17 protein-coding genes and 2 pseudogenes are annotated in these 20131 nt (G+C 72.5%); 4 read left to right on the forward strand and 15 right to left on the reverse strand.

Annotated elements, in window-relative coordinates:
• Positions 1-447 (forward strand): PucR family transcriptional regulator (locus tag C1I98_RS15585; protein ID WP_199536970.1); only part of this gene is annotated, 447 nt, incomplete at its 5' end.
• On the opposite strand, the gene C1I98_RS15590 is transcribed toward C1I98_RS15585, so the two are convergent.
• Complete coding sequence (locus C1I98_RS15590) at positions 448-2241, reverse strand: PP2C family protein-serine/threonine phosphatase (protein ID WP_146607460.1); 1794 nt, start codon at positions 2239-2241, stop codon at positions 448-450. It lies immediately after the preceding gene.
• Between the two features lie 69 nt (positions 2242-2310).
• Positions 2311-2997, reverse strand: coding sequence for a GntR family transcriptional regulator (locus C1I98_RS15595; RefSeq protein ID WP_111168191.1), 687 nt, complete (start codon positions 2995-2997; stop codon positions 2311-2313).
• Between the two features lie 92 nt (positions 2998-3089).
• Between C1I98_RS15595 and C1I98_RS15600 the strand changes: the two genes are divergently transcribed.
• Entirely contained in the window at positions 3090-4397 is a 1308-nt protein-coding gene (locus C1I98_RS15600) for an MFS transporter (RefSeq protein WP_111168192.1), read from the forward strand.
• A 172-nt stretch (positions 4398-4569) separates the two neighbouring features.
• On the opposite strand, the gene C1I98_RS15605 is transcribed toward C1I98_RS15600, so the two are convergent.
• The gene (locus tag C1I98_RS15605) at positions 4570-4974 is read right to left on the reverse strand and encodes a hypothetical protein (protein WP_111168193.1); all 405 of its coding nucleotides are present in this window, start codon (positions 4972-4974) and stop codon (positions 4570-4572) included.
• Positions 4975-5106: 132 nt separating this feature from the next.
• Positions 5107-5766, reverse strand: coding sequence for an HAD family hydrolase (locus C1I98_RS15610; protein ID WP_111168194.1), 660 nt, complete (start codon positions 5764-5766; stop codon positions 5107-5109).
• 80 nt (positions 5767-5846) lie between these two features.
• Here C1I98_RS15610 and C1I98_RS15615 point away from each other — a divergent pair, with 80 nt between their 5' ends.
• Positions 5847-6614: a Uma2 family endonuclease gene (locus C1I98_RS15615; protein WP_111168195.1), complete on the forward strand. Its 768-nt coding sequence runs from the start codon at positions 5847-5849 to the stop codon at positions 6612-6614.
• Here C1I98_RS15615 and hrpA read toward each other — a convergent pair.
• The 5 genes from hrpA to C1I98_RS15640 form a co-directional block, all read right to left on the reverse strand.
• Complete coding sequence (gene hrpA / locus C1I98_RS15620; RefSeq protein ID WP_111168196.1) at positions 6607-10476, reverse strand: ATP-dependent RNA helicase HrpA; 3870 nt, start codon at positions 10474-10476, stop codon at positions 6607-6609. The two genes, C1I98_RS15615 and hrpA, sit on opposite strands and share 8 nt — an antisense overlap.
• Before the next feature lie 109 nt (positions 10477-10585).
• Complete coding sequence (locus C1I98_RS15625) at positions 10586-11452, reverse strand: VOC family protein (RefSeq protein ID WP_111168197.1); 867 nt, start codon at positions 11450-11452, stop codon at positions 10586-10588.
• A complete protein-coding gene (locus tag C1I98_RS15630; protein WP_233507893.1) occupies positions 11445-11990 on the reverse strand; it encodes an RNA polymerase sigma factor in 546 nt (181 codons plus the stop codon). The genes C1I98_RS15625 and C1I98_RS15630 overlap by 8 nt, the downstream gene beginning before the upstream one ends.
• 103 nt (positions 11991-12093) lie before the next feature.
• Positions 12094-14028: a Xaa-Pro dipeptidyl-peptidase gene (locus C1I98_RS15635; protein WP_111168198.1), complete on the reverse strand. Its 1935-nt coding sequence runs from the start codon at positions 14026-14028 to the stop codon at positions 12094-12096.
• 84 nt (positions 14029-14112) lie between these two features.
• Positions 14113-16383 (reverse strand): HelD family protein, encoded by a 2271-nt coding sequence (locus C1I98_RS15640; protein ID WP_306461882.1) that lies wholly within the window; start codon positions 16381-16383, stop codon positions 14113-14115.
• Positions 16384-16531: 148 nt separating this feature from the next.
• Here C1I98_RS15640 and C1I98_RS15645 point away from each other — a divergent pair, with 148 nt between their 5' ends.
• Positions 16532-17518, forward strand: a complete 987-nt coding sequence (locus tag C1I98_RS15645) for an FkbM family methyltransferase (RefSeq protein ID WP_158558053.1) — start codon at positions 16532-16534, stop codon at positions 17516-17518.
• A 35-nt stretch (positions 17519-17553) separates the two neighbouring features.
• Here the strand turns inward: C1I98_RS15645 and C1I98_RS15650 are convergent, their stop codons facing one another.
• From C1I98_RS15650 to C1I98_RS41430, 6 genes and pseudogenes are all read right to left on the reverse strand, one after another.
• Positions 17554-17856 (reverse strand): flavin reductase family protein, encoded by a 303-nt coding sequence (locus C1I98_RS15650; protein ID WP_111168201.1) that lies wholly within the window; start codon positions 17854-17856, stop codon positions 17554-17556.
• Between the two features lie 167 nt (positions 17857-18023).
• A pseudogene (locus C1I98_RS43900) lies at positions 18024-18389 on the reverse strand (FAD-dependent oxidoreductase); the annotation flags it as partial.
• A 4-nt stretch (positions 18390-18393) separates the two neighbouring features.
• Positions 18394-19101 (reverse strand): ABC transporter ATP-binding protein, encoded by a 708-nt coding sequence (locus C1I98_RS15660; RefSeq protein ID WP_111168202.1) that lies wholly within the window; start codon positions 19099-19101, stop codon positions 18394-18396.
• Entirely contained in the window at positions 19098-19547 is a 450-nt protein-coding gene (locus tag C1I98_RS43905) for an ABC transporter permease (RefSeq protein WP_233507894.1), read from the reverse strand. Before C1I98_RS43905 ends, C1I98_RS15660 begins: the two co-directional genes overlap by 4 nt.
• Positions 19460-19864 carry a hypothetical protein gene (locus C1I98_RS43910; protein ID WP_233507895.1) on the reverse strand — a complete coding sequence of 135 codons (405 nt, stop codon included), beginning with the start codon at positions 19862-19864 and terminating at the stop codon, positions 19460-19462. Before C1I98_RS43910 ends, C1I98_RS43905 begins: the two co-directional genes overlap by 88 nt.
• Positions 19861-20131: pseudogene (locus C1I98_RS41430) on the reverse strand (hypothetical protein); the annotation flags it as partial. The pseudogene C1I98_RS41430 and the gene C1I98_RS43910, both read right to left, overlap by 4 nt.

The following is a 20131-nucleotide window of genomic DNA, read 5'->3' on the forward strand; positions in this document are numbered from 1 at the left end:
GTCGTCATCGGGGTGGGCAGGCCGCGGCCCGCGCTGCACCTGGCGGCGGGGTCCTACCTGGAGGCGGCCCAGGCCGCGGAGGCCGCGCTGCGGATCGCCGGGCTGGGCCGGACGGTGGAGTGGGCCGGGCTCGGCGTCTACCGGCTGCTCACGCAGTTCCCGCCGGGGACGTTCGGGCTGCACCCGGGGCTGGAGGCACTGCTCGCCGACGACGCCCACCTTCCGCTGCTGGAGACCCTGGAGACCTACCTGGACCTCGCCGGCAGCGCGGTCGCCACCTCGCGCACGCTGCGCCTGCACCGCACCTCGCTGTACTACCGGCTGCAGCGCGTCTCGGAGCTGACCGGCGCGGACCTCAAGGACGGCGGCGAACGGCTGACCCTGCACCTCAGCCTGAAGCTCGCCCGACTGGCCGGGCGCTACCGCCCGCGCACCGAGGCGCCCTGATCACAGCACGCGCACGGCCAGGACGCAGACGTCGTCGTCGCTGCGCTCGTCGCGCAGCTCGGCCAGGACGCGGTCCAGGACGCGCTCCGGGTCCTCGTCGGCCCCGGCGCCATGGGCCGCCGCCAGCAGCGCCTCGAACCCCTCCTCGATGTCGCGCCCGCGCCGCTCGACGACCCCGTCGGTGTAGAGGAGCACCAGGTCGCCGCGCCGCAGCGGTGTCGTCTCCAGTGTGTAGGAGAGCGACTCCATCGCGCCCATGATCGGCCCGGGCCGTACCTGGAGCAGGGTGGCCGTGCCGTCCCTGACCAGCACCGGCGCGGGGTGTCCCGCGCAGATCCAGGCCAGTTCGCGGGTCTCGGCGTCGAAGTGCCCGATGATCGCGGTGCCGGTGACCGTGATGGCGCTGCTGCCGTGGTAGATCAGCTCGTTCAGCCAGGTGGCGAGCCGGTCGGCCGGGGCGCCCGTGTAGGCCAGCCCGGCCAGGCCGCTGCGCATCTGCGCCATCAGGCTGGCCGCGGTCAGGCCGTGGCCCATCGCGTCGCCGATGGCGAGCAGCACCCGGCCGTCGGGCAGCGCCCGCGCCTTGTACCAGTCGCCGCCGAGCCGATCGACCTCCTCGCCGGGGTAGTAGCGCAGGCCGACGCGCAACCCGGGAAGGTCCAGCGTGCCGCGGCGCAGCGGCAGGAGGGTGTCCTGGAGCCGGGCGGCCACCCGCTGCTCCTCCGCGGCCTGCCTGCGCGCCTGCGTGGCCCGGCTGTGCGCGGCGGCCAGCGCGCGTTCGCGGCGGCGGCTCGCGGTGATGTCGATGGCCAGCACCCTGATCGCGATCAGCACGCCCGCGCTGTCCAGGACCGGCTCGCTCACCATCCGGATGTGCCTGACACCGTGCCGGTGCATGGCCCGGAACTCGGTCTCGGCGGCCTCGCGGTACTCCAGCAGCGTGCGCAGCCCCTCATCGACCACGGCCTGGTCCTCGGGCACGACCTTGCCGGGGAAGACCTCGATGGGCATCGGGCCCTCGCCGTCCTCCCTGCCGAAGATCTCGTACATCTGGCGGGTCCAGCGGACCTTGCCGGTCGCCAGGTTCCACTCGCCCCAGCCGAGTTCGGCGATGCGCTGCGCCCGCTCCCAGCCGGACACCAGCCGCTCCTCGTCGTCGTGGGCGCGCCAGGAGGCGAGCAGGCCGTCGCCCGCCCGTACCGCCCGCGCGGTGAGCGAGGCCGGCCACAGCCGGTCCCCCAGCACCTCGACGTACTCGAACGGCCCGCGGTGCATGGGCTCCCCCGTCTCCATCACGCGCACGTACTCGTCGTACAGCGAGGAGCGCACGACCCCGGGGTTGCGCACGATCAGCCGGTGCCCGGTGAGCCGCTCGGCGGACCGCCCCGTCACGTCCGTCGCGCCCGGGCTCATCGCGGCGTAGTAGAAGTCGATCACCCGGCCCGCCCGGTCGTGGATCGGCACGAGGTAGCAGGCCGACACGTGCGGGACCTGGAGCGCGACGCGGATCCACTCAGGAACGCCGACCTTGGCCTCCTCGGGGACCGGAGGCGGGTCGCCGCCGCGCATCGACAGGGCGACCTCCAGCACGTCCACGCCGCTCTCCCGGGACAGCCCGGAGAGGTATTCCGAGGCGTCCGCCGGGCGTATCCCCATCCTGGCCGCCAGCTCGCAGACGGTCGCGCTGGTCACGGCGTCGCGGCGCATGTCGCCGCGCAGCCGGTCGAGCTGCCGCCTGATCAGCTCCTGCGCCGGGCGGCTCGCGGTCAGCCCGTCGGGCGGCACTGCGCTCATCCTCGTGCTGTTCCCCGGCCGCGGTATGCGGCCGTCCGCCTCCGGGGAAATTCGCGGCCGTGATCCGGTTCAGGCCCCGCCCGCGCGGGCGCGGCCGAACGCCTCGATCAGCATCGCCTCGGCGTCGTCGAGGTAGATATCCAGCTCGCGCTCGGCCCGGTCGTAGTCGCCCGCCTCCAGCAGCGCGACCAGGTCCTTGTTCCGGGGCACGAACGGGCCGTGGAACAGTCGCGGGTCGATCATCACGTGGAAGACCAGGCGCAGCTCGGCCAGCAGCTGGCGCATCAGGTCATCGAGCCGCTTGCTGCCGTTCATCTTGGCGAGGGCCTGGTGGAAGCGGAGGTTGGCGGTGCCGACGTCGCGCCAGCGGCTCTCCCGGACCGCCCGATCGCCCTCCGCGAGCGCCTCGCGCAGCGCGGCCAGGCCCTCGGGGGTGGCCCGCCGTACGGCGGCGCCCTCGATCACCCGCCGCACCCGGTAGAGGTCGGACACGTCTTCGGCGGAAAGGACCCTGACGAACACCCCCCGGTTGAGCCGGTGGGTGAGCAGCCGCTCGTGGGAGAGCAGCCGGAACGCCTCCCGCAGCGTGTTGCGGGAGACGCCGAGCGCCTTGCCGATCTCCATCTCCGACAATCGCTCCCCGGGTGTGAAGAACCCCTCGGCGATCCGCTCCCGCAGGATGTCGGCGACCTTCTCGGCCGTGCTGCTGCGGCCCAGGCGCTCGCGGTCGTGCTCCAGCGCCGTGACTTGCTCCATGCAGCCAAGAAATCATTCCACAAACCTCTTGTCGAATTGTTGAACAATCCTTATGTTGAGGGAAATCTCCCGCAGAAGGAGCGGAGCACACGATGACCGGCCCTCAGTCCCAGGCACGGCGTGTGATCGTCGCCGGCCTCATCGGCACCTCACTGGAGTGGTACGACTTCTTCCTGTACGGAACGGCGGCCACGCTCGTCTTCAACAAGCTGTTCTTCCCCACGTTCGACCCGCTCGCGGGGACGTTCCTGGCGTTCGCCACCTTCGCCGTGGGCTTCGTCGCCCGCCCGGTCGGCGGCATCGTGTTCGGCCACTTCGGCGACCGCGTGGGGCGCAAGAACATCCTCGTCATCACGCTGCTGCTGATGGGGATCGCCACGGTGCTGATCGGCGTGCTGCCCGGCTACGCCTCGATCGGCGTCGCGGCCCCGCTGCTACTGGTCATCCTGCGCTTCCTGCAGGGGCTCGGCCTCGGCGGGGAGTGGGGCGGGGCGGTGCTGATGTCCATCGAGCACGGCGACCCGCGCAGGCGCGGCTTCAACGCGAGCTGGCCTCAGGTCGGCGTCCCGGCCGGCAACCTGCTCGCCGCCGCGACGCTGGGGCTGATGTCGGTGACCCTCCCGGAGGAGGCGTTCCTGGCCTGGGGCTGGCGCGTCCCGTTCCTGCTCTCCGGCGCGCTGGTCATCGTGGGGCTGTGGATCCGGCTGCGAATCGCCGAGTCGCCGCTGTTCGCGGCCGTCGAGCAGGCCGGCGCGAAGGCCAGGATGCCGGTGCTGGACGTGCTGCGCGCCCACCCCAGGGCGCTGCTGTCGGCGATCGGCGCGCGGATCGGCGTGGACGTCGCCTTCTACACCTTCGCCCTGTTCATCGTCCAGTACGTGGCCAACGAGCACGGCCTGCCGCGCTCGGTCGGCCTCAACGCCGTGCTCCTCGGCTCGGCGGTCCAGCTCGTGCTGATCCCGCTGTTCGGCGCGCTGTCGGACAGGTACGGCAGGCGCCCGATCTACCTGGCGGGCACGCTGGCCGCCGGAGCCTGGATCTTCGCCTTCTTCCCGCTGCTGGACACCCGGTCACCGCTGCTGATCACGCTTGCGGCCATCGTCGGCCTGATCGCCCACGCCGCGATGTACGGCCCGCAGGCCGCGTTCATCGCCGAACTGTTCAGCACCCGGCTGCGCTACAGCGGGGCCTCGATGGGATACCAGATCGCGGGCGTGCTGGGCGGGGCGCTCGCGCCGAGCATCGCCCTGGCCCTGCTGGAGGCGACCGGCGGCACCGTGGCCATCTCGCTGTACGTCCTGGCCGCGCTCGTGCTCACCGTCGCGGGCCTGGCCATCGCGCCCGAGACCCGCGACGTCGACCTCGCCGCGGGCGCGGCGCCGGCCGCGGCCAAGGGCTGACACCGCTTCACCGGGAGGGCACGGAGCCCGCGCGGCCACGCGGACTCCACCCGCACGCGGCACGGCCGTGGGGGGCGCGCCGCGTGCGGGGCCCGGCATCCGATCGACATGTGACAGCGGGCACGGCGCGCGGGACCGCGGGGGCCCGCACGCCGTACCGCCGTCCAGCGGCTCAGCTCGCCCGGACCGGCCGGAACACCACGACCAGGATGGCCACGGCGACCCCGAAGGTGAGCAGGCCGAGCGGCACGTGCGTCGCCGCGGCGCCCATCCCGCCGGTCATCGACTGGCCGAACCCCAGCAGGAACAGCACCAGGCTCGCCGCCGCAGGCCACCCCGGCCCGCGTCCCGCACGCCAGTACACGACCGCCAGAACGAGCTGCACGAGACCCAGCACATGGACCGCCGCGGCCCCGGTGCCGTGCAGGCCGCGCATGTCCGCCCCGCCGATCATCTGCCCCGCGGTCACCGCCTGCACCAAGATGGACAGCCCGTGCAGCGCCACGGCGACCCGCAGGGAGGTCAGCACCGCCCCCGCCCGCCCTGCCGTACGCGTGGACCCGGCCGCTGCCGTCATCAGACGCCCCTTCTTCGGAGGATCACCCGGCACCGCGCTCCCGCGAGGCTCGCGGCCGGGCGCCGGCTTGCACGCCTCTCAGCATCGCGGTGGACCACCGGGCGGGGCATCAGCCCACGGTGGGCGGTCGGGCTACACCCTGGGGTGTAGGAGGGCGACCAGCTCGTCCAGCCCGCCGATCACGACGTCGGCCTGATCGGCCTCCGGCCGGGCCGCGTGCAGGAACCCCCACGGCCCGCGGCGCAGCAGCGCCGTGCGCATCCCGGCCGCGCGGGCGGGCAGCACGTCGTTGTCCAGCCGGTCGCCGACGTAGAGGATCTGGGCGGGCTCGCGGCCCACCACCGAGGCCACCTTGGCGAAGAACGCGGGATCGGGCTTTTCGACCCCCCACTCGGCCGAGGTGTGGATGGCGTCCACCGGGAGGTCCATCGCGGCCAGCGCCCCGGCGGCCTGCGGCGGCTGGTTGCCCGCCAGCACCACCTGGTATCCGGCGGCGCGCAGCGCGCCGAGCGCCCGCCGCACGTCGGGGTAGAGGTCGTCGGCGTCGAAGTTCTCCCGCAGGCCGGTGGGGTCTTCGGCGCGCCACGCGGCGGACTCGGCCAAAAGGTCGAAGTCCGGGCGCACCAGCCGCAGCGCGTCCATCTGCGACCGGCCGAGCGCCGCCATCCCGCCGATCAGCCCCATCAGCGTCAGCGTGGGCACGCCGAGCCGATCGGCCCACCGCGCCCACAGCCGCGACTCGTCGATCAGCGTCTCGCCCACGTCGAACACCAGCGCCCGTATCTCCCGCATTCGAACACCCTAACGGCCAGCGCGCCAGGGCTCGGCATGCGATACTCAACGTGTCCGTTCGACCACGAAGGGATAGAGCCATGGTCATAACGAAGGTTCGTCGTGCCGCGAAGGTCATCACCGAGGACCCGGCAGAAGAGGAGGCGGTGGAGGCGGTAGAAGCCGTGGAAACGGCGGGAGAAGAGTCGGAAGAGAGCCAGGAGACCCACTACGACGACCCCTGGGAGCCACTGGTGGAGCCGCAGCCACCGGCCCCCCCGCCCCTGCCGCACACCACGTTCGTCCCTGGCGACGACCGGCGGCTTCCCGCCACACCGAGAGAACTCCTCGGCGCTCTCCCCCCGCTTCCCCGGCTACGGGCCGAGATCATTGCAGGAAAGCTCATCGTGAGTCCCGCCGGCACCACCAAGCACGGTCGGCGTATCGCCGCCCTGTTCCGGGTCATGGATCCGATCGCCTCCGACAAGGGCTGGGAGGCGTTCCCCGGCCACTGCGGCGTCTGTATCGAAGGTCCCCGCGATTCCCTGGAGCCCGACTTCGTGATAGCCCCGGTGGATTGTCCCCAGTGGGGCGACAGCGAGCTGGTCTCGTCGTGGCTGATCATGGTCGCCGAGGTGGTCTCCCCCAGCAGCATCAAGGCGGATCGCGAGCAAAAGCTGCGGTTGTTCGCCCTCGGCAGGGTCCCGCTGTACCTGTTGATCGACCCCGAGGACACCCAGCCTTCGGTCACCATCTTCAGTGACATCAGGGACGGCGCCTACAGTGTCATCTCCAAGGTCCCCTTCGGCACACCGATCCGCCTGCCCGAGCCGATCGGCATCGAGCTGGAGACGTCGATCTTCAAATGATCTTGTCCATGGCCTTGCGGATGCGTTTTTCCGACACCGGGTAGGGCGTGCCGAGGGTCTGGGCGAAGAAGCTGACCCGTAGTTCCTCGATCATCCAGCGGATCTCGGTCACGTCGTCGTCGCCGCGCCGGTCGGCCGTGAGCGAGTCGAGCAGGTCGTGGTAGTCGTCCTCGACGCGGTGGACGGTGAGCATCCAGTCCTCGTCGCGGAACGGGTCGTCGGGGAGCTTGGCCAGGCGGCGCTGGGCGGCGCGCAGGTAGCGGTTGAGGTCGGGCAGGCGGCGCAGGCCGGTGGCGGTGACGAAGCCCGGGTGGACGAGCCTGCCGACCTGGTCCCTGACATCCTCCACCGCGGCCCCCGAGCGCATCGACCCCAGTGTCATCGTCACGTCGTGCCAGACCCCGAGAATGCCCTCGACCTTGGTCACCACATCGAGGGTCACGTCGAACAACCCGGCCCGCACGTGCTCGCGCACCCGGGCGAAGGCCGCCTCGTCCCAGGCGGGCCCGCCGGCGTCGGCGATGAGCCGGTCGGCGGCGCAGTCCACGCAGTCGTCGAACAACGCCGCCGCTCCGGCGTGCGGGCTGCGGCTGAGCATCAGTTTCTGCTGGTTGCCGAGCTGCCCGAGCACCCACTTGGCCGGTGACGGGCTGCCCAGCAGCACCAGGCGGCGGGTGCCGGTCCACATCGCGCGGCGCTGCTCGGCCTCGGTCTCGAACAGCCGCACCGCGACGCTTCCGCCCTCGTCGGCGAGCGCCGGGTAGGCCTTCATCCGGCGCTGCTCGAAGGTCTTGGGCAGGGTGCCGAGGTCGTTCCAGTCGCGCAGCCCGGTGCGCTCCAGGCCGCCGCCCGCTCGCGACAGCGTGGCCCGCAGCCGGGGGGCCAGCCGGCGTTTGAGCGCGGCGAGGTCCTTTTCCTCGGCGAGGGTGCGCTTGCCCTCCACCACCCGGAAGGTGATCTTCAGGTGGTCCGGCACCTGGGCGAGGTTCCAGTCGCCGGGGGCCAGGGCGACCCCCGTCATCTCGTGCAGTTCCCGGGACAGCACGGTGAGCAGCGGCTCCTCACGGGGCCGCGCGCGTTCGAGCACCCGCCGGGCGAACTCCGGCGCGGGCACGAAGTTGCGCCGCAGCACCTTGGGCAGCGCGCGGATCAGCGCGGTGACCAGCTCGGCGCGCAGGCCGGGGATCTGCCAGTCGAAGCCGTCCGGGGAGACCTGGTTGAGCAGCGAGATCGGGATGTGCGCGGTCACGCCGTCGGCGTCGGCCCCCGGCTCGAACTGGTAGGTCAGCGGGAACCGCAGGGCGCCCTGCCGCCAGACGTCGGGGTAGTCCTGTTCGCTGACCTCGCCGGCCCGCTCGCTGATCAGCATCGACTTCTCGAAGTTGAGCAGGTCGGGGTCGTCCTGTCTGGCCTGCTTCCACCAGGCGTCGAAGTGGCGGGCGGAGACGACGTCCGCGCCGACCCGCTGGTCGTAGAAGTCGAACAGGGTCTCGTCGTCGACCAGGATGTCGCGCCGCCTGGCCCGCTCCTCCAGCTCCTCCACCTCGGCGAGCAGCTTGCGGTTGTCCCGGAAGAAGGCGTGGTGGGTCTCCCAGTCGCCCTCCACCAGGGCGTGCCGGATGAACAGCTCGCGGCACAGCTCGGGATCGACGCGGCCGTAGTTGATCTTGCGCTGCGCGACGATCGGCACGCCGTACAGGGTGACCTTCTCGTAGGCCATCACCGCGCCCTGGGACTTCTCCCAGTGCGGCTCGGAGTAGGTGCGCTTGACCAGGTGCTGGGCCAGCGGCTCGACCCACTCCGGCTCGATCTTGGCGTTGACCCTGGCCCAGAGCCGGGAGGTCTCCACCAGCTCGGCGGACATCACCCACTGCGGCTGCTTCTTGGCCAGCGCCGAGCCGGGGAAGATAGCGAACCGGGCGTTGCGCGCGCCGATGTACTCGGTGAGCGGGCGGCGCTGGCCCTCCTGGGGCGGGCGCTTGTCGAGGTCCTTGACGCCGAGGTGGGAGAGCAGGCCGGCGAGCAGCGAGATGTGGATCTTCTGTTCGTCGCCGGGGGTGCTGTTCAGGGTGACGCCCAGCGACTTGGACATCTGCCGGAGCTGGCCGTAGACGTCCTGCCACTCGCGGACCCGCAGGTAGTTGAGGAAGTCGGCCTTGCAGGTGCGGCGGAACTGGCTGGAGGACAGCTCCTTCTGCTGTTCCTGGAGGTGCCGCCAGAGGTTGAGGTAGGTGAGAAAGTCGGATTCCTTGTCGGCGAACCGGCGGTGCTTCTCGTCGGCGGCCTGTTGCTTGTCCGAGGGGCGTTCGCGCGGGTCCTGGATGGACAGCGCGGCGGCGATCACCATGACCTCACGGACGCAGCCGTTGTGGTCGGCCTCGATCACCATGCGGGCCAGCCGCGGGTCCACCGGCAGTGCGGCCAGTCTGCGGCCGAGCGGGGTGATCCGCCTGGCCTCGTCGAAGGCGCCCAGCTCGCGCAGCAGGTTGACGCCGTCCTTGACCTGGCGCTGGTCCGGCGGATCGACGAACGGGAAGGCCGATATGTCGCCCAGCCCGATGGAGGTCATCTGCAGGATGACCGACGCCAGGTTGGTGCGCAGGATCTCCGGGTCGGTGAACTCCGGGCGGCTCAGGAAGTCGTCTTCGGCGTACAGGCGGATGCAGATGCCGTCGGAGACCCGGCCGCAGCGGCCCTTGCGCTGGTTGGCCGACGCCTGGGAGATCGCCTCGATGGGCAGCCGCTGCACCTTGGTCCGGTGGCTGTAGCGGGAGATCCGGGCGAAGCCGGGATCGACGACGTACTTGATGCCGGGGACGGTGAGCGAGGTCTCGGCCACGTTGGTGGACAGCACGACGCGCCGGCCCGCGTGGCGCTGGAACACCCGGTGCTGCTCGGCGGCCGACAGCCGGGCGTACAGCGGCAGGATCTCGGTGTTCTTGAGGTTCTGTTTGGCCAGGGCGTCGGCGGTGTCGCGGATCTCGCGCTCGCCGCTGAGGAAGACCAGGATGTCGCCGGGGCCTTCGGCGCACAGTTCGTCGAGCGCCGCGGAGATGGCGGAGATCTGGTCGTCCTGGTCGTCGTCGAGCGGCCGGTACCGCACCTCGACCGGATAGGTGCGGCCGGAGACCTCGACGATCGGCGCGTCGCCGAAGTGGCGGGAGAAGCGCTCGGGGTCGATCGTGGCGGAGGTGATGATCACCTTGAGGTCGGGCCGCCTGGGCAGCAACTGTTTGAGGTAGCCGAGGATGAAGTCGACGTTGAGGCTGCGCTCGTGCGCCTCGTCGATGATCAGCGTGTCGTACTGGTCGAGCATCCGGTCGCCCTGCAACTCGGCCAGCAGGATGCCGTCGGTCATCACCTTGACCAGCGTCTGGTCGGCCACATGGTCGGTGAACCGCACCTTGTAGCCGACCGCGTGGCCGACCTCCCCGCCCAGCTCCTCGGCGATCCGCTCGGCCACCGTGCGCGCGGCGATCCTGCGGGGCTGGGTGTGCCCGATCAGCCCGTTGACCCCGCGGCCCAGCTCCAGGCACATCTTGGGGAGCTGGGTGGTCTTGCCCGAGCCGGTCTCCCCCGCGACGATCACGACCTGGTGGTCGCGGATCGCCGCGAGGATGTCGTCGCGGCGGGCGCTGACCGGCAGGGCCTCGGGGTAGGTGATCTCGGGCACGGCCGAGCGGCGCGCCGCGACGCGCGACTCGGCCGCCGTCACCTCGGCCGCGATCTCCGTCGCGATCTTCTGCTGGGCGGCGCGGTTGCGCACCTTGCGCGCGCCCTCCAGCCTGCGGCGAAGCCGCCGCTGGTCGCGCAGGGTCAGCTCAGGCAGGCGAGCACGCAGCTCATCGAGCGGAGATGTCACGAAGAAGGCCCCATGGTCGCTTTCCCGGCCGCCGGCGGCGCGGCCGTCTCCAGCAAGGATAGGCAAGCCCGGGGGGCACTTCCCAACGGTTATCGGCCGCGCCGGGGGGTCAGGCCGGTCCCAGCTCCCCCAGGTAGAAGCGCGTGCCCTGGTCATCGGCGCATTCGGCGAGCCGGCCGTACGGCTTGGCCTGCGGTTCCTCGGCGGTGCCGCCGAGTTCGCGCACCTTGGCCACGGCCGCCCGGATGTCGTCCACCGCGTACATCGGAATCACGGCGGCGCGCTCGGCCCCGCCCGACATGCCGGTCATCGGGTGGATCTCCGCGCCGCCGCGGCGGACCCCCCATCCGTCGGGGATCGATCCGGGAGTGAACTCCCAGCCCAGCACCGACCCGTAGAACGCCCTGGCCGCCGCCGAGGAGGGCACCTCGATGGTGACGTAGGCGAGGTCGCCGCCGCGCGGCCCTTCCGGGGCGGGCGGCGCCTCGGGCCGCGGCTCGTACACGGCGAACGGCAGGCCCTGGTCGTCCCGGCAGCGGGCGATCACTCCGTACGGCTCCACGGTCGGCGGCTGCGCCCGCCCGCCGCCCGCCTCGATCCTGCGGACGGCCTCGGCCAGGTCGTCCACCACGTAGGCCAGGAACACCGAGGCGGGCTCCTCCCCCTCCCACATCCCGAAGTGCGGGGCGACCTCCTCCACCTGCCGGCCCTGCGGCGGCCCGCCGGGGGCGTACCGCCAGCCCAGTACCTCGCCGTAGAAGCCCGCCGCGCGGCCCACGTCCGGGGTCCACAGCGAGGCGTGTCCGATGTCGCCGTGCCGCAGTGTCGTACCGGTGATGCTCATGCGTTCTCCTCTCCACGCCTCCGCGGGGTCGAGCACGGCCCGCTCCAGCCGGGCCCGCAGCCGCGCGGCGAACCCCGGGTCGGGGTCCACCCGCCGGGCGGGCTCGCGGAGGACCTCGAACGGATCAGCCATCGCGGTCCCCCTTCCCCCCGAAGGACTCCTCGTATCCGGCGCGGAACGCCCGGCGGGCCCTCACCAGCAACGCCTCCGTCGCGTGCACGGTACGGCCCATGACCTTCGCGACCTCGGGCACCGAGAGCCCGTCGAGGTAGCGCAGGGTCAGCGCGGCCCTGTGGTGCCCGGCGAGGTCCATCAGCACCTCGCGGGCCAGCAGGGCGTCCAGCCGTACGTCCCAGGGGTCCTCGACGTCGCCGGACCGCAGGCCCCCGGCCAGGCGCAGGCCGCGCTCCTCGCGCTCGGCCCTGCGCCAGTGGTCGATGAGCTTGTGCCTGGCCACGCCGACCAGCCACGCCGTGCTGAGCCCGCCCGGCGGCGGCCTGCGGCGCAGGGCCTCCACGGCGGCCAGGAAGGTCTCCGCCGTCAATTCCTCGGCCAGCGACCGCTGTCCGCACCGGGCGAGCAGGTAGCCATAGACCTCGGGCAGCGCCGCGTCGTACATGTCGAGCAGCGCCAGCGCCGGGTCAGGCTCCACACCCGCTGGTCGTTCCACACCCCTCCATCGTCCGGGCGGCGGTGACTCCGACGGGCCTACCCGGAGATTTTCCGGCGGGAACCCGCGCGGGCGGGCTCAGTGATCGGATACGGCCCGGTTCTCAGTGCAGGCGCGGCTCCGGTACGGGCAGCGGGACGTAGGACGGCCCGCGCCAGTCGTCCTGCCGTTCGGGCAGGTCGGGGGCGGTCAGGCTGCCGGGCATCACCAGCGGGACGTGGACCTCGCTCCTGGACAGGTCGAGCGTCACGGTCGCGCCGGTCGCGGCCTCCTGGCTGAAGTCACGGTCGGTGCCCGCGATGACCAGGCCCAGCCGGTGTCCCTTCCGGAAGACGTAGTCGTGCGGGAGGGTGTCCCAGCGGACGTCCGCGTACACGCCGGGCCGCAGCGGGGCGGGACGGCTCGCCGAGTGCCGGTTCTGGGCGTCGATCCAGCCCCTGGCGATGACCTCCACGGGGCGTTCGGCGGTGTTGGTGACCGTCCTGCGGTAGCAGCCGTCGTCGGGCCCGGCGGCCTCACCGTGGCAGCTCTCCTCGGCGACCGTGGTGATGCCCTGGCCGCGCCGCCAGTCCACCCGGGGGCCGGCGCCGTAGTCCACGAGCAGCGCGGTCAGGTTGGCGGTCGGCCGGTCCAGCTTGAGCCGCAGATCGACGTGGGGTGTGCCGGACAGGCGTAAGTCCAGCGGCAGTTCGCCGGTGACGAACGCCAGCCGGCCGGGCGCGGGGGTGCCCGCGTCGGCGACCATGACGTCCTCGGGCTGGGCGATGTCGGTGAAGGACGCCTGCGCGCCGCGCCGGGCGGGCCGCAGGCCGAGCGTGCCGCCGGGCCCGGGGCGCAGCGGCACCCTGATCGCGTCGGGGGCGGGCCAGTCCCGCTGGGTGATCCAGGTGTCCGGGCCGGTCTGCACGTCGGCGCGGGGCTCGCGCATGATGCCGTTCGGCACGCGGTACAGCCAGTGGTCGAACCAGCGGTGCAGGGTGTCCACCCAGGCGTCGCGGCGGAAGTCGAAGGGGTCCACGTGGTGGTACTGCCCGACCCACAGCTTGCGCGGCACCCCGTACCTGGCCAGCGCCCGCCACCAGGTGGCGAAGTGGTCGGGTTTGACGTTGAGGTCGTTGGCGGTGTGGACGGCGAAGACGCCGGCCCGGACGTTCCGCGCGGCGGCGAGCGAGCCGGCCAGGTAGTCGCGTTCCTTCCAGAACGCGTTGTAGTCGCCGGTCGTGTCGCCGTCCTCGGCGTCCAGCCGCGCGCGTACGGCGGCGCACTTGGCCGGCGGGTCGGTGTCCACGTAGTCGGCCAGCCAGGACATGTAGTCGTAGGTGTAGACGACGCCGTTCATCCGCTGGTAGCGGTACCACGAGCTGATCGCGGAGATCGGCACGATGGTCTTCAGGCCCTCCACGCCGGTGGCCGCGACCGCGTTGGCCAGGGTGCCGTCGTAGGACTTGCCGATCATGGCGGCGTCGCCGTTGGTCCAGGTGGCGGCGGCAGGGGTGCCGTCGGCGCGGTAGGCGCGGGCGCGGCCGTTCAGCCAGTCGATGACGGCCTTGCCGCCGAGCACGTCGGACCGGCCGCCTGCGTCCGGGCAGCCGTCGGACCGGGTGGTGCCGGCCATGTCGACGTTGAGCACGGCGTAGCCGCGGGGGACGAAGTAGTTGTCGTAGAACAGGGGGAACCGGGCCACCTCGCCCGCGGCGTCGTACAGTTTGCGCTCGGACTCGTTGCCGCGCCCGGAGTTGTCGTAGTACGGGCTCTCGTCGATGATCACCGGGACCTTCAGCCGCGGCCCGGACTCCCTGGGCCGGATGATGTCCACCCTGACCCGGTCCTTTTCGCCGTCGCCGTCGCCGTCGAGCGGGGACTCGACGTAGACGTGCTCGCGGATCGCGTCGGCGTAGGAGAACACCGGCTGGGTGCGCCCGTTCTCGACCGTGACGGTGGGTCCGGCCGCCGCCGACGCGGGCGGGCTCAGCGCGATGCCGATGGCCAGCGCCATCGGCACGCAGGCTGAACCGGCCCGCCGTCGTTCGTGAGACATGCGTTTCCTCCCGGGACTGTGCTGACGAGGGAGCCAGCGCAATGTCTCACGTAACATCCGGCTCGTCCACGGCCGCGCGGGAGGCTACGGGCGGGCCCGCAGCCCGGCCAGCGGCGCGGGAAGGTCGCCGTCGTGGGCGACCCCGAGGCGGCGGGTGGTCCTGGTGAGCGCGACGTAGAGGTCGGAAAGGCCGCGCGCCGACTCGGCGACGATCCGCGCCGGGTCCACTACCAGCACCGAGTCGAACTCCAGGCCCTTGGCCCCGCTCACGTCCAGCACCACCACCCGGTTTCCCAGGTCGGGGTCGCCGGTGCGGTCGCCGAGGATCTGCTCGCGCGCCTCGCCCAGCCTGGACGTGGGCACCAGGACCGCCAGCCTGCCCTCGCCGACCAGGGCCGCCTCCTGGGCGGCCAGCGCGGCCAGGTCACGCGTCCGGGTCTGCCAGGGGGGCTCGCCGGTCTCGCGTACCGAACGCGGCACGGTCAGGTCCGGGTCGAGCATGGCGAGCACGCCCGCCGCCACGTCCATGACCTCGGCCGGCATCCGGTAGTTGACGTTGAGCGTGCTCAGCACCCACCGGTCGCCGACGTAGGGGGCGAGCGCCGACCGCCAGGACGTCGCCCCGGCCGGGTGGCCGGTCTGGGCGATGTCGCCGACCAGGGTCATCCACCTGGTGGGGATCCGGCGCATCAGCATCCGCCAGGCCATCTGCGAGAGCTCCTGGGCCTCGTCCACGATGACGTGCCCGAAGGTCCAGGTGCGGTCGGCCGCCGCCCGCTCGGCCACGCCGCGCCGGTCGCCCTCCTCGTGCCGCTCGGCGAACCGCTCGGCGTCGATCACGTCGGCGGCCGACAGCATCTCGGCCTCGCCGGCGGTGTCCACGTCCATCGAGCGCGAGCCCTCCGAGATGTCCAGGACGCCCTGCGCGTAGGCGACCCGCTCGCGCCGCTCGGCGGCCTCGGCGGCCCTGGCCGCGCGTTCGTCGCGGCCGAGAAGTTCGGCGGCCTCGTCCAGCAGCGGCACGTCGGCGGCGGTCCAGCCGCCGCCGGGCTCGCGGGCCAGCAGATCGCGGCCGGGGAGGCCGGGGGCGGCGGCGGCCAGCCGTTCGGGGGAGGCGAACAGGTCCTCCAGCAGCCGCTGCGGGGTCAGCACCGGCCACAGCCGGTCGATCACCGCCCAGACCTCGCGGTTCTCTTCGAGCAGCTCCTTGCGGATCAGTTTGAGGTCGTCGTCGTCGAGCAGGTCGTCACCGCCCTCGATGCCCTCGCCCAGCCGGGCCGCGTACTGCCGGGTGAGCACGTCCGCCACGGCCTTGACCACCAGCGGGCGCGCCTCGTTGTGCAGCAGCCTGGTGGCCCGCACCCGCTCGCGGATGCGGGCGCAGATTCCGGGCGACAGGGTCAGCGCCCGATCGTCGTGCATGACGGTGAGGTCGTCGTCCGGGGCCCACTGCCGGTCGCGTACGGCGGCGGCGAGCACGTCCGCCATCTGCGGGCGGCCCTTGACCTCGGCCACGGCGGGCGGCTCCGGCCGGTCGCCGCTCACCCCGGGGAACAGTTCGCCGACGGTGGCCAGCAGCACGCCGGTCTCGCCCAGCGAGGGCAGCACCTCGCCGATGTAGCGCAGGAAGGTCGCGTTGGGGCCGACGATCAGTACGCCCCGCCGTTCCAGCAGGTCGCGGTGGGTGTAGAGCAGGTAGGCCGCGCGGTGCAGGGCCACCACGGTCTTGCCGGTGCCCGCGCCGCCCTGCACCACGAGCACGCCCCGGTGGGAGGACCTGATGATCTCGTCCTGCTCGGCCTGGATGGTCTCCACGATGTCGCTCATCCGCCCGGTACGGCCCGCCGTCAGCGCGGCGAGCAGGGCCGCCTCGCCGGTCAGGGCCTCGGGGTCGGCCGAGGTGAAGTCGAGGGTCTCGTCGCTGATGGAGGTGACCGTGCGGCCCTTGGTGGAGATGTGCCTGCGCCGCCGTACGCCGTGCCGGGACGCGCCCGTGGCGACGTAGAAGGGGCGGGCGGCGGGGGCGCGCCAGTCCAGCAGCAGCGGCTCGTAGTCCTCGCCGGTGTCGTCGTGGATGCCGATCCGGCCGATGTGGTAGCGCTCGCCGTCGCTGAGGTCCAGCCGGCCGAAGCAGAGCCCCCGCTCCGCCGCGTCGATCTGGGCGAGCCGCCGGGTGTGCCGGGTCGCCGCGACGTCGCGCTCGACCAGCGCCTGGCCGCTGTCCCCCGGCCCGGCGGGCAGGTCTTCGCGCAGCGTCGCGGACAGGCGTCGCGCCGTTCGCTCCCGCAGGTCGTCGAGCCGGCCGTAGAGCATTGACACGTACTCCTGCTCGCGGGCGATCTCATCGGTTGACAATGCCTGCTCCCCCTGGGATAATAAGATTGAACTGGGTTGCGCTTATCTCTTCAGCGCTAACTCCTCAACGTATCGTGCCGCGCGTCCAGGCGCCAGCCGATGTGTGCGCGAGGCCGTTTTCGGCCAGACTCGTGCCATGCCGAATGCCATGCCGAGCAGAAACCTGCGGCGCGGGATCGCCATCTCCCTGATGCGGGCGGCGCGGGCCGCCAACCGCTCACGCGTCGTCCGCGTGGCCCTGCGCGGCCGCAGCGTCCGCCGCTTCCCGCTGGTCAACAAGATCTACCACGCGGTGTTCCGCGCGGGCGTGACCGGCGAGCACGCGAGCGACGTCACGGCCGCCTACCGGGGGCTCACCCTGACCGGCCCGGCCTGGGACCGCACGATCATGCCGTCGGTCGCGGGCGGCTACTACGAGAAGTTCGAGGTATCGATCTTCGAGCGGCTCGCCGCGACCGGCGGCACGATCCTCGACGTGGGCGCCAACATCGGCGTCTACGCCTGTGCGGGCGCCGCCCACCTGCCCCCGCACGGCAGGCTGACCGCCTTCGAGCCGGTCCCGGAGAACCTCGGCTACCTGCGGCGCAACGTCGAGGCCAACGACCTCGCCGGACGCGTCACGGTGGAGCCCATGGCGGTCGGGGCCGGGCCGGGCGAGCTGACCCTGCACCTTTCCGGCGAGCAGTCGGGCAAGCACTCGGCGTCGGCGGCCAACGCCGGGACCGCGCCGGACGCGCCGGGGAGCACCGTCACCGTGCCCATGACCTCGATCGACGCCTACCTGACCGGCCGGGACGAGCGGCCGGACATCATCAAGATCGACGTGGAGGGGTACGAGGGGTTCGTGCTGCGCGGGGCCGCCGAGACCCTGGCCGGGCTGCCCACCCTCCTGTTCGAGGTGCACCCCGAGCTACAGGCCAACTGCGGATGCCCGGCCGCCGAGCTGCTGGACCAGGTCTACGCGCGCTACCCCTGGGTCTTCGTCGTGGACGAGCTGAACGACCGCCTGCTCCCGCACTCCCGGGCCGAGCTGGACGAGCCCGGTGCGATCGGGCTCTACCGCTCCAACCTGGTGGCCATCGGCAGGAAAAACCACCTGGCCGCCGTCGCGCGCTGGCACGACGTGCGGCCGTGAGTCCGTGAGTCCGTGGGTCCGGCTGGGCGTTCCGGCTAGTTGTGGGGCGTGAACCGCCCGAACCTTCCCTGGTGGTACAGCAGCCGGCGGGTCGCCTTCCGCACGCTCACGTCGGTGACCAGCCCGACGACGAGGAAGTGGTCGCCCACGGCGATGGTCTCGCGCGAGCGGCAGAACAGGTGACCCGACACGTCGTCGAGCACCGGCTGACCGAGCGGGCCGCGGTTCCACCGGGTCGGGGCGGCGAACCTGTCGATGTCCTTGCGCGCGAACCTGGCGGCGAGCTCGGCCTGCTCTCTGGCCAGGATGTTGACCACGAAGTGTTCGGCGGTCCGCATCCAGTGCCCTCCGGGGAGGTGAGCACCCGCACCGGCATGACCCGGTTCTCGATCCGCACGCGCTCGCGGATCTCACGCCGGCGCAGTACCCGGTAGAGCACCTTCTTGACGTCCTTGCCCTCGGGCATCGGCAGCACGTAGCTGCCCGAGCGGTGGACGCGGCGCACGGCGTACTCGCCGTGCTCGTCCTTCTCGAACTTCACGCCGTACCGTTCCAGCCGGCGGACCATCTCATAGCCGCGGGTGGCGGTCTGGTAGATCGTCTTCTGGGCGACCACGCCGTCGTTGGCGCGGGTGATCTCGGCGACGTAGTCCTCGGGGGTCGCCTTGCCGGGGATGACCGCGTTGTTCACGCCGTCCATGCCCATCGCCAGCGCGCCGCTGTGGCGCACATGCGCCTTCTCCAGCAGCAGTACCCGCGCGCCGCGCTCGGCGGCCGAGATGGCGGCCATCGTGCCCGCCGTACCTCCGCCGACGACCAGGACCTCGCAGGACAGGTGCCGCCGTCCCTTGGTGACCGGGGGGATCTCCATGTGCTTACAGCTCCTTCACGATCTGCTCGCGGGTCGCGCCGGTCAGGGAGCGCAGCCCGCCGGTACGGCCGAGCACCAGGACGCGGTCGCCCAGCAGCAGCGCCTCGTCCACGTCGTGGGTGACGAACACGACGGTGGCCGCGGTGTCCCGCAGCACGTCAAGCAGCAGGCGCTGCATCTCGGCCCGGGTCTGGGCGTCCAGCGCCCCGAACGGCTCGTCCATCAGCGCCGCGCGCGGCGCGCCCACCAGCGCGCGGGCGAGTTGCACCCGCTGGCGCATGCCGCCGGATAGCTCCCTGGGCAGCCGGTCGGCGAAGCCGGCCAAGCCGACGCGGTCGATCCAGGTGAGGGCCGCGCGGCGGCGTTCGGCCCGGCCGACGCCGCGGATGCCGAGCGGTAGCTCCACGTTGCGCAGCACCGAGCGCCAGGGCAGCAGGCCGTCCTCCTGGAAGATCATCGCCCGGTCGGGGGACGGCCCGCGCACCTCCGCGCCGTCGGCGAGGATCCGCCCGGCGCGCGGCGCGAGCAGCCCGGCCAGGCCGCGCAGCAGCGTGGACTTCCCCGAACCCGAGGAGCCGACCACCACGACGATCTCGCCCGGCGCCACCTCCAGCCTCACCTCGTCGAGCACCGGGTGCCCGCCGTACCCGAGCGCCGCCCCGGCGAGCACCAGCCGCATGCGCTTGCCCGCCGTCGTGGTCACCGTGGTCATCGGCCCGTCCCTTCCGCCCGGGGCAGCCAGCGGGTCGCCCGCCGCCCGGCCAGTTCGATCGCCGCCGAGGTGAGCCAGCCCAGCGCGCCGATCGTGACCATCCCGACGACCGTCGCCGGGTAGTCCACGAGGGTGTACGCCTGCCAGGTCCGGTAGCCCACCCCGAACTCGCCCGAGATCATCTCCGCGGAGATCACGCAGATCCACGCGACGCCCATGCCGACCGACAGGCCGCCGAACACCCCGGGCAGCGCGCCCGGCAGCACCACGTTGAACAGAGAGTGCCGACGCGACCCGCCGAGGGTGAGCACCGCCTCCTCCCACAGCGTCGGCAGCGCCCGCACGGCGTGCCGGGTGCTCACCATGATCGGGAAGAACGCGGCGGTGAACGTGATGAACACGATCCCCTGTTCGTCGGCCGGAAAGAGGAGGATCGCGATCGGCACCAGCGCGATGGCCGGGATCGGGCGGATCGCCTCCAGCAGCGGCGGCGGATCAGGCTCTGCAACAGGTCCAGGTAGAAGATGGACGTGCCGAGCTGCCCGGCCAGCTCCGCGGCGACCTCGTCGAGGGCCGGCAGCCGGTCGAAGCGCAGCCAGATCCGCGCGTCGGTGACGGTCAGGATCTGCCACAGCGCGCCGGCCACGGCCACCGCCCCGGTCCGTACCGCCCATCGCCGCCACCGCGGGCCGCCCTCGCGGGCCGCCTCGGGCGGGCTCGCCACGGCCGGGGCGGCCCGTCCGGCCGTGGTGCCGGCGGTCATCGCGCCCCGCTTTCGGCCACGGCGTCCGCGTAGGAGACGGGGCGCGTCTTCGGGTGGGCGGCGCGGTAGGCGTCGGCGCCCTCCTGGGTGGTGAAGGGCAGGAAGCGGGCGTCCTTCTTGGCGCCGGGGTCCTTCAGCCAGACCGACGCGCCGGCGAACCAGCGGGTGCCGGTCGTGGTGTCGGGCACGTACGCGGCGCGGATCCGTGCGTCGCCGGCTTCGGCGATCTGGCGTAGCAGGCAGGTGGAGGTGGCGGCGGGCCGGCCC

This window comes from Spongiactinospora gelatinilytica (genome assembly GCF_003236385.1).
Lineage (GTDB): Bacteria > Actinomycetota > Actinomycetes > Streptosporangiales > Streptosporangiaceae > Spongiactinospora > Spongiactinospora gelatinilytica.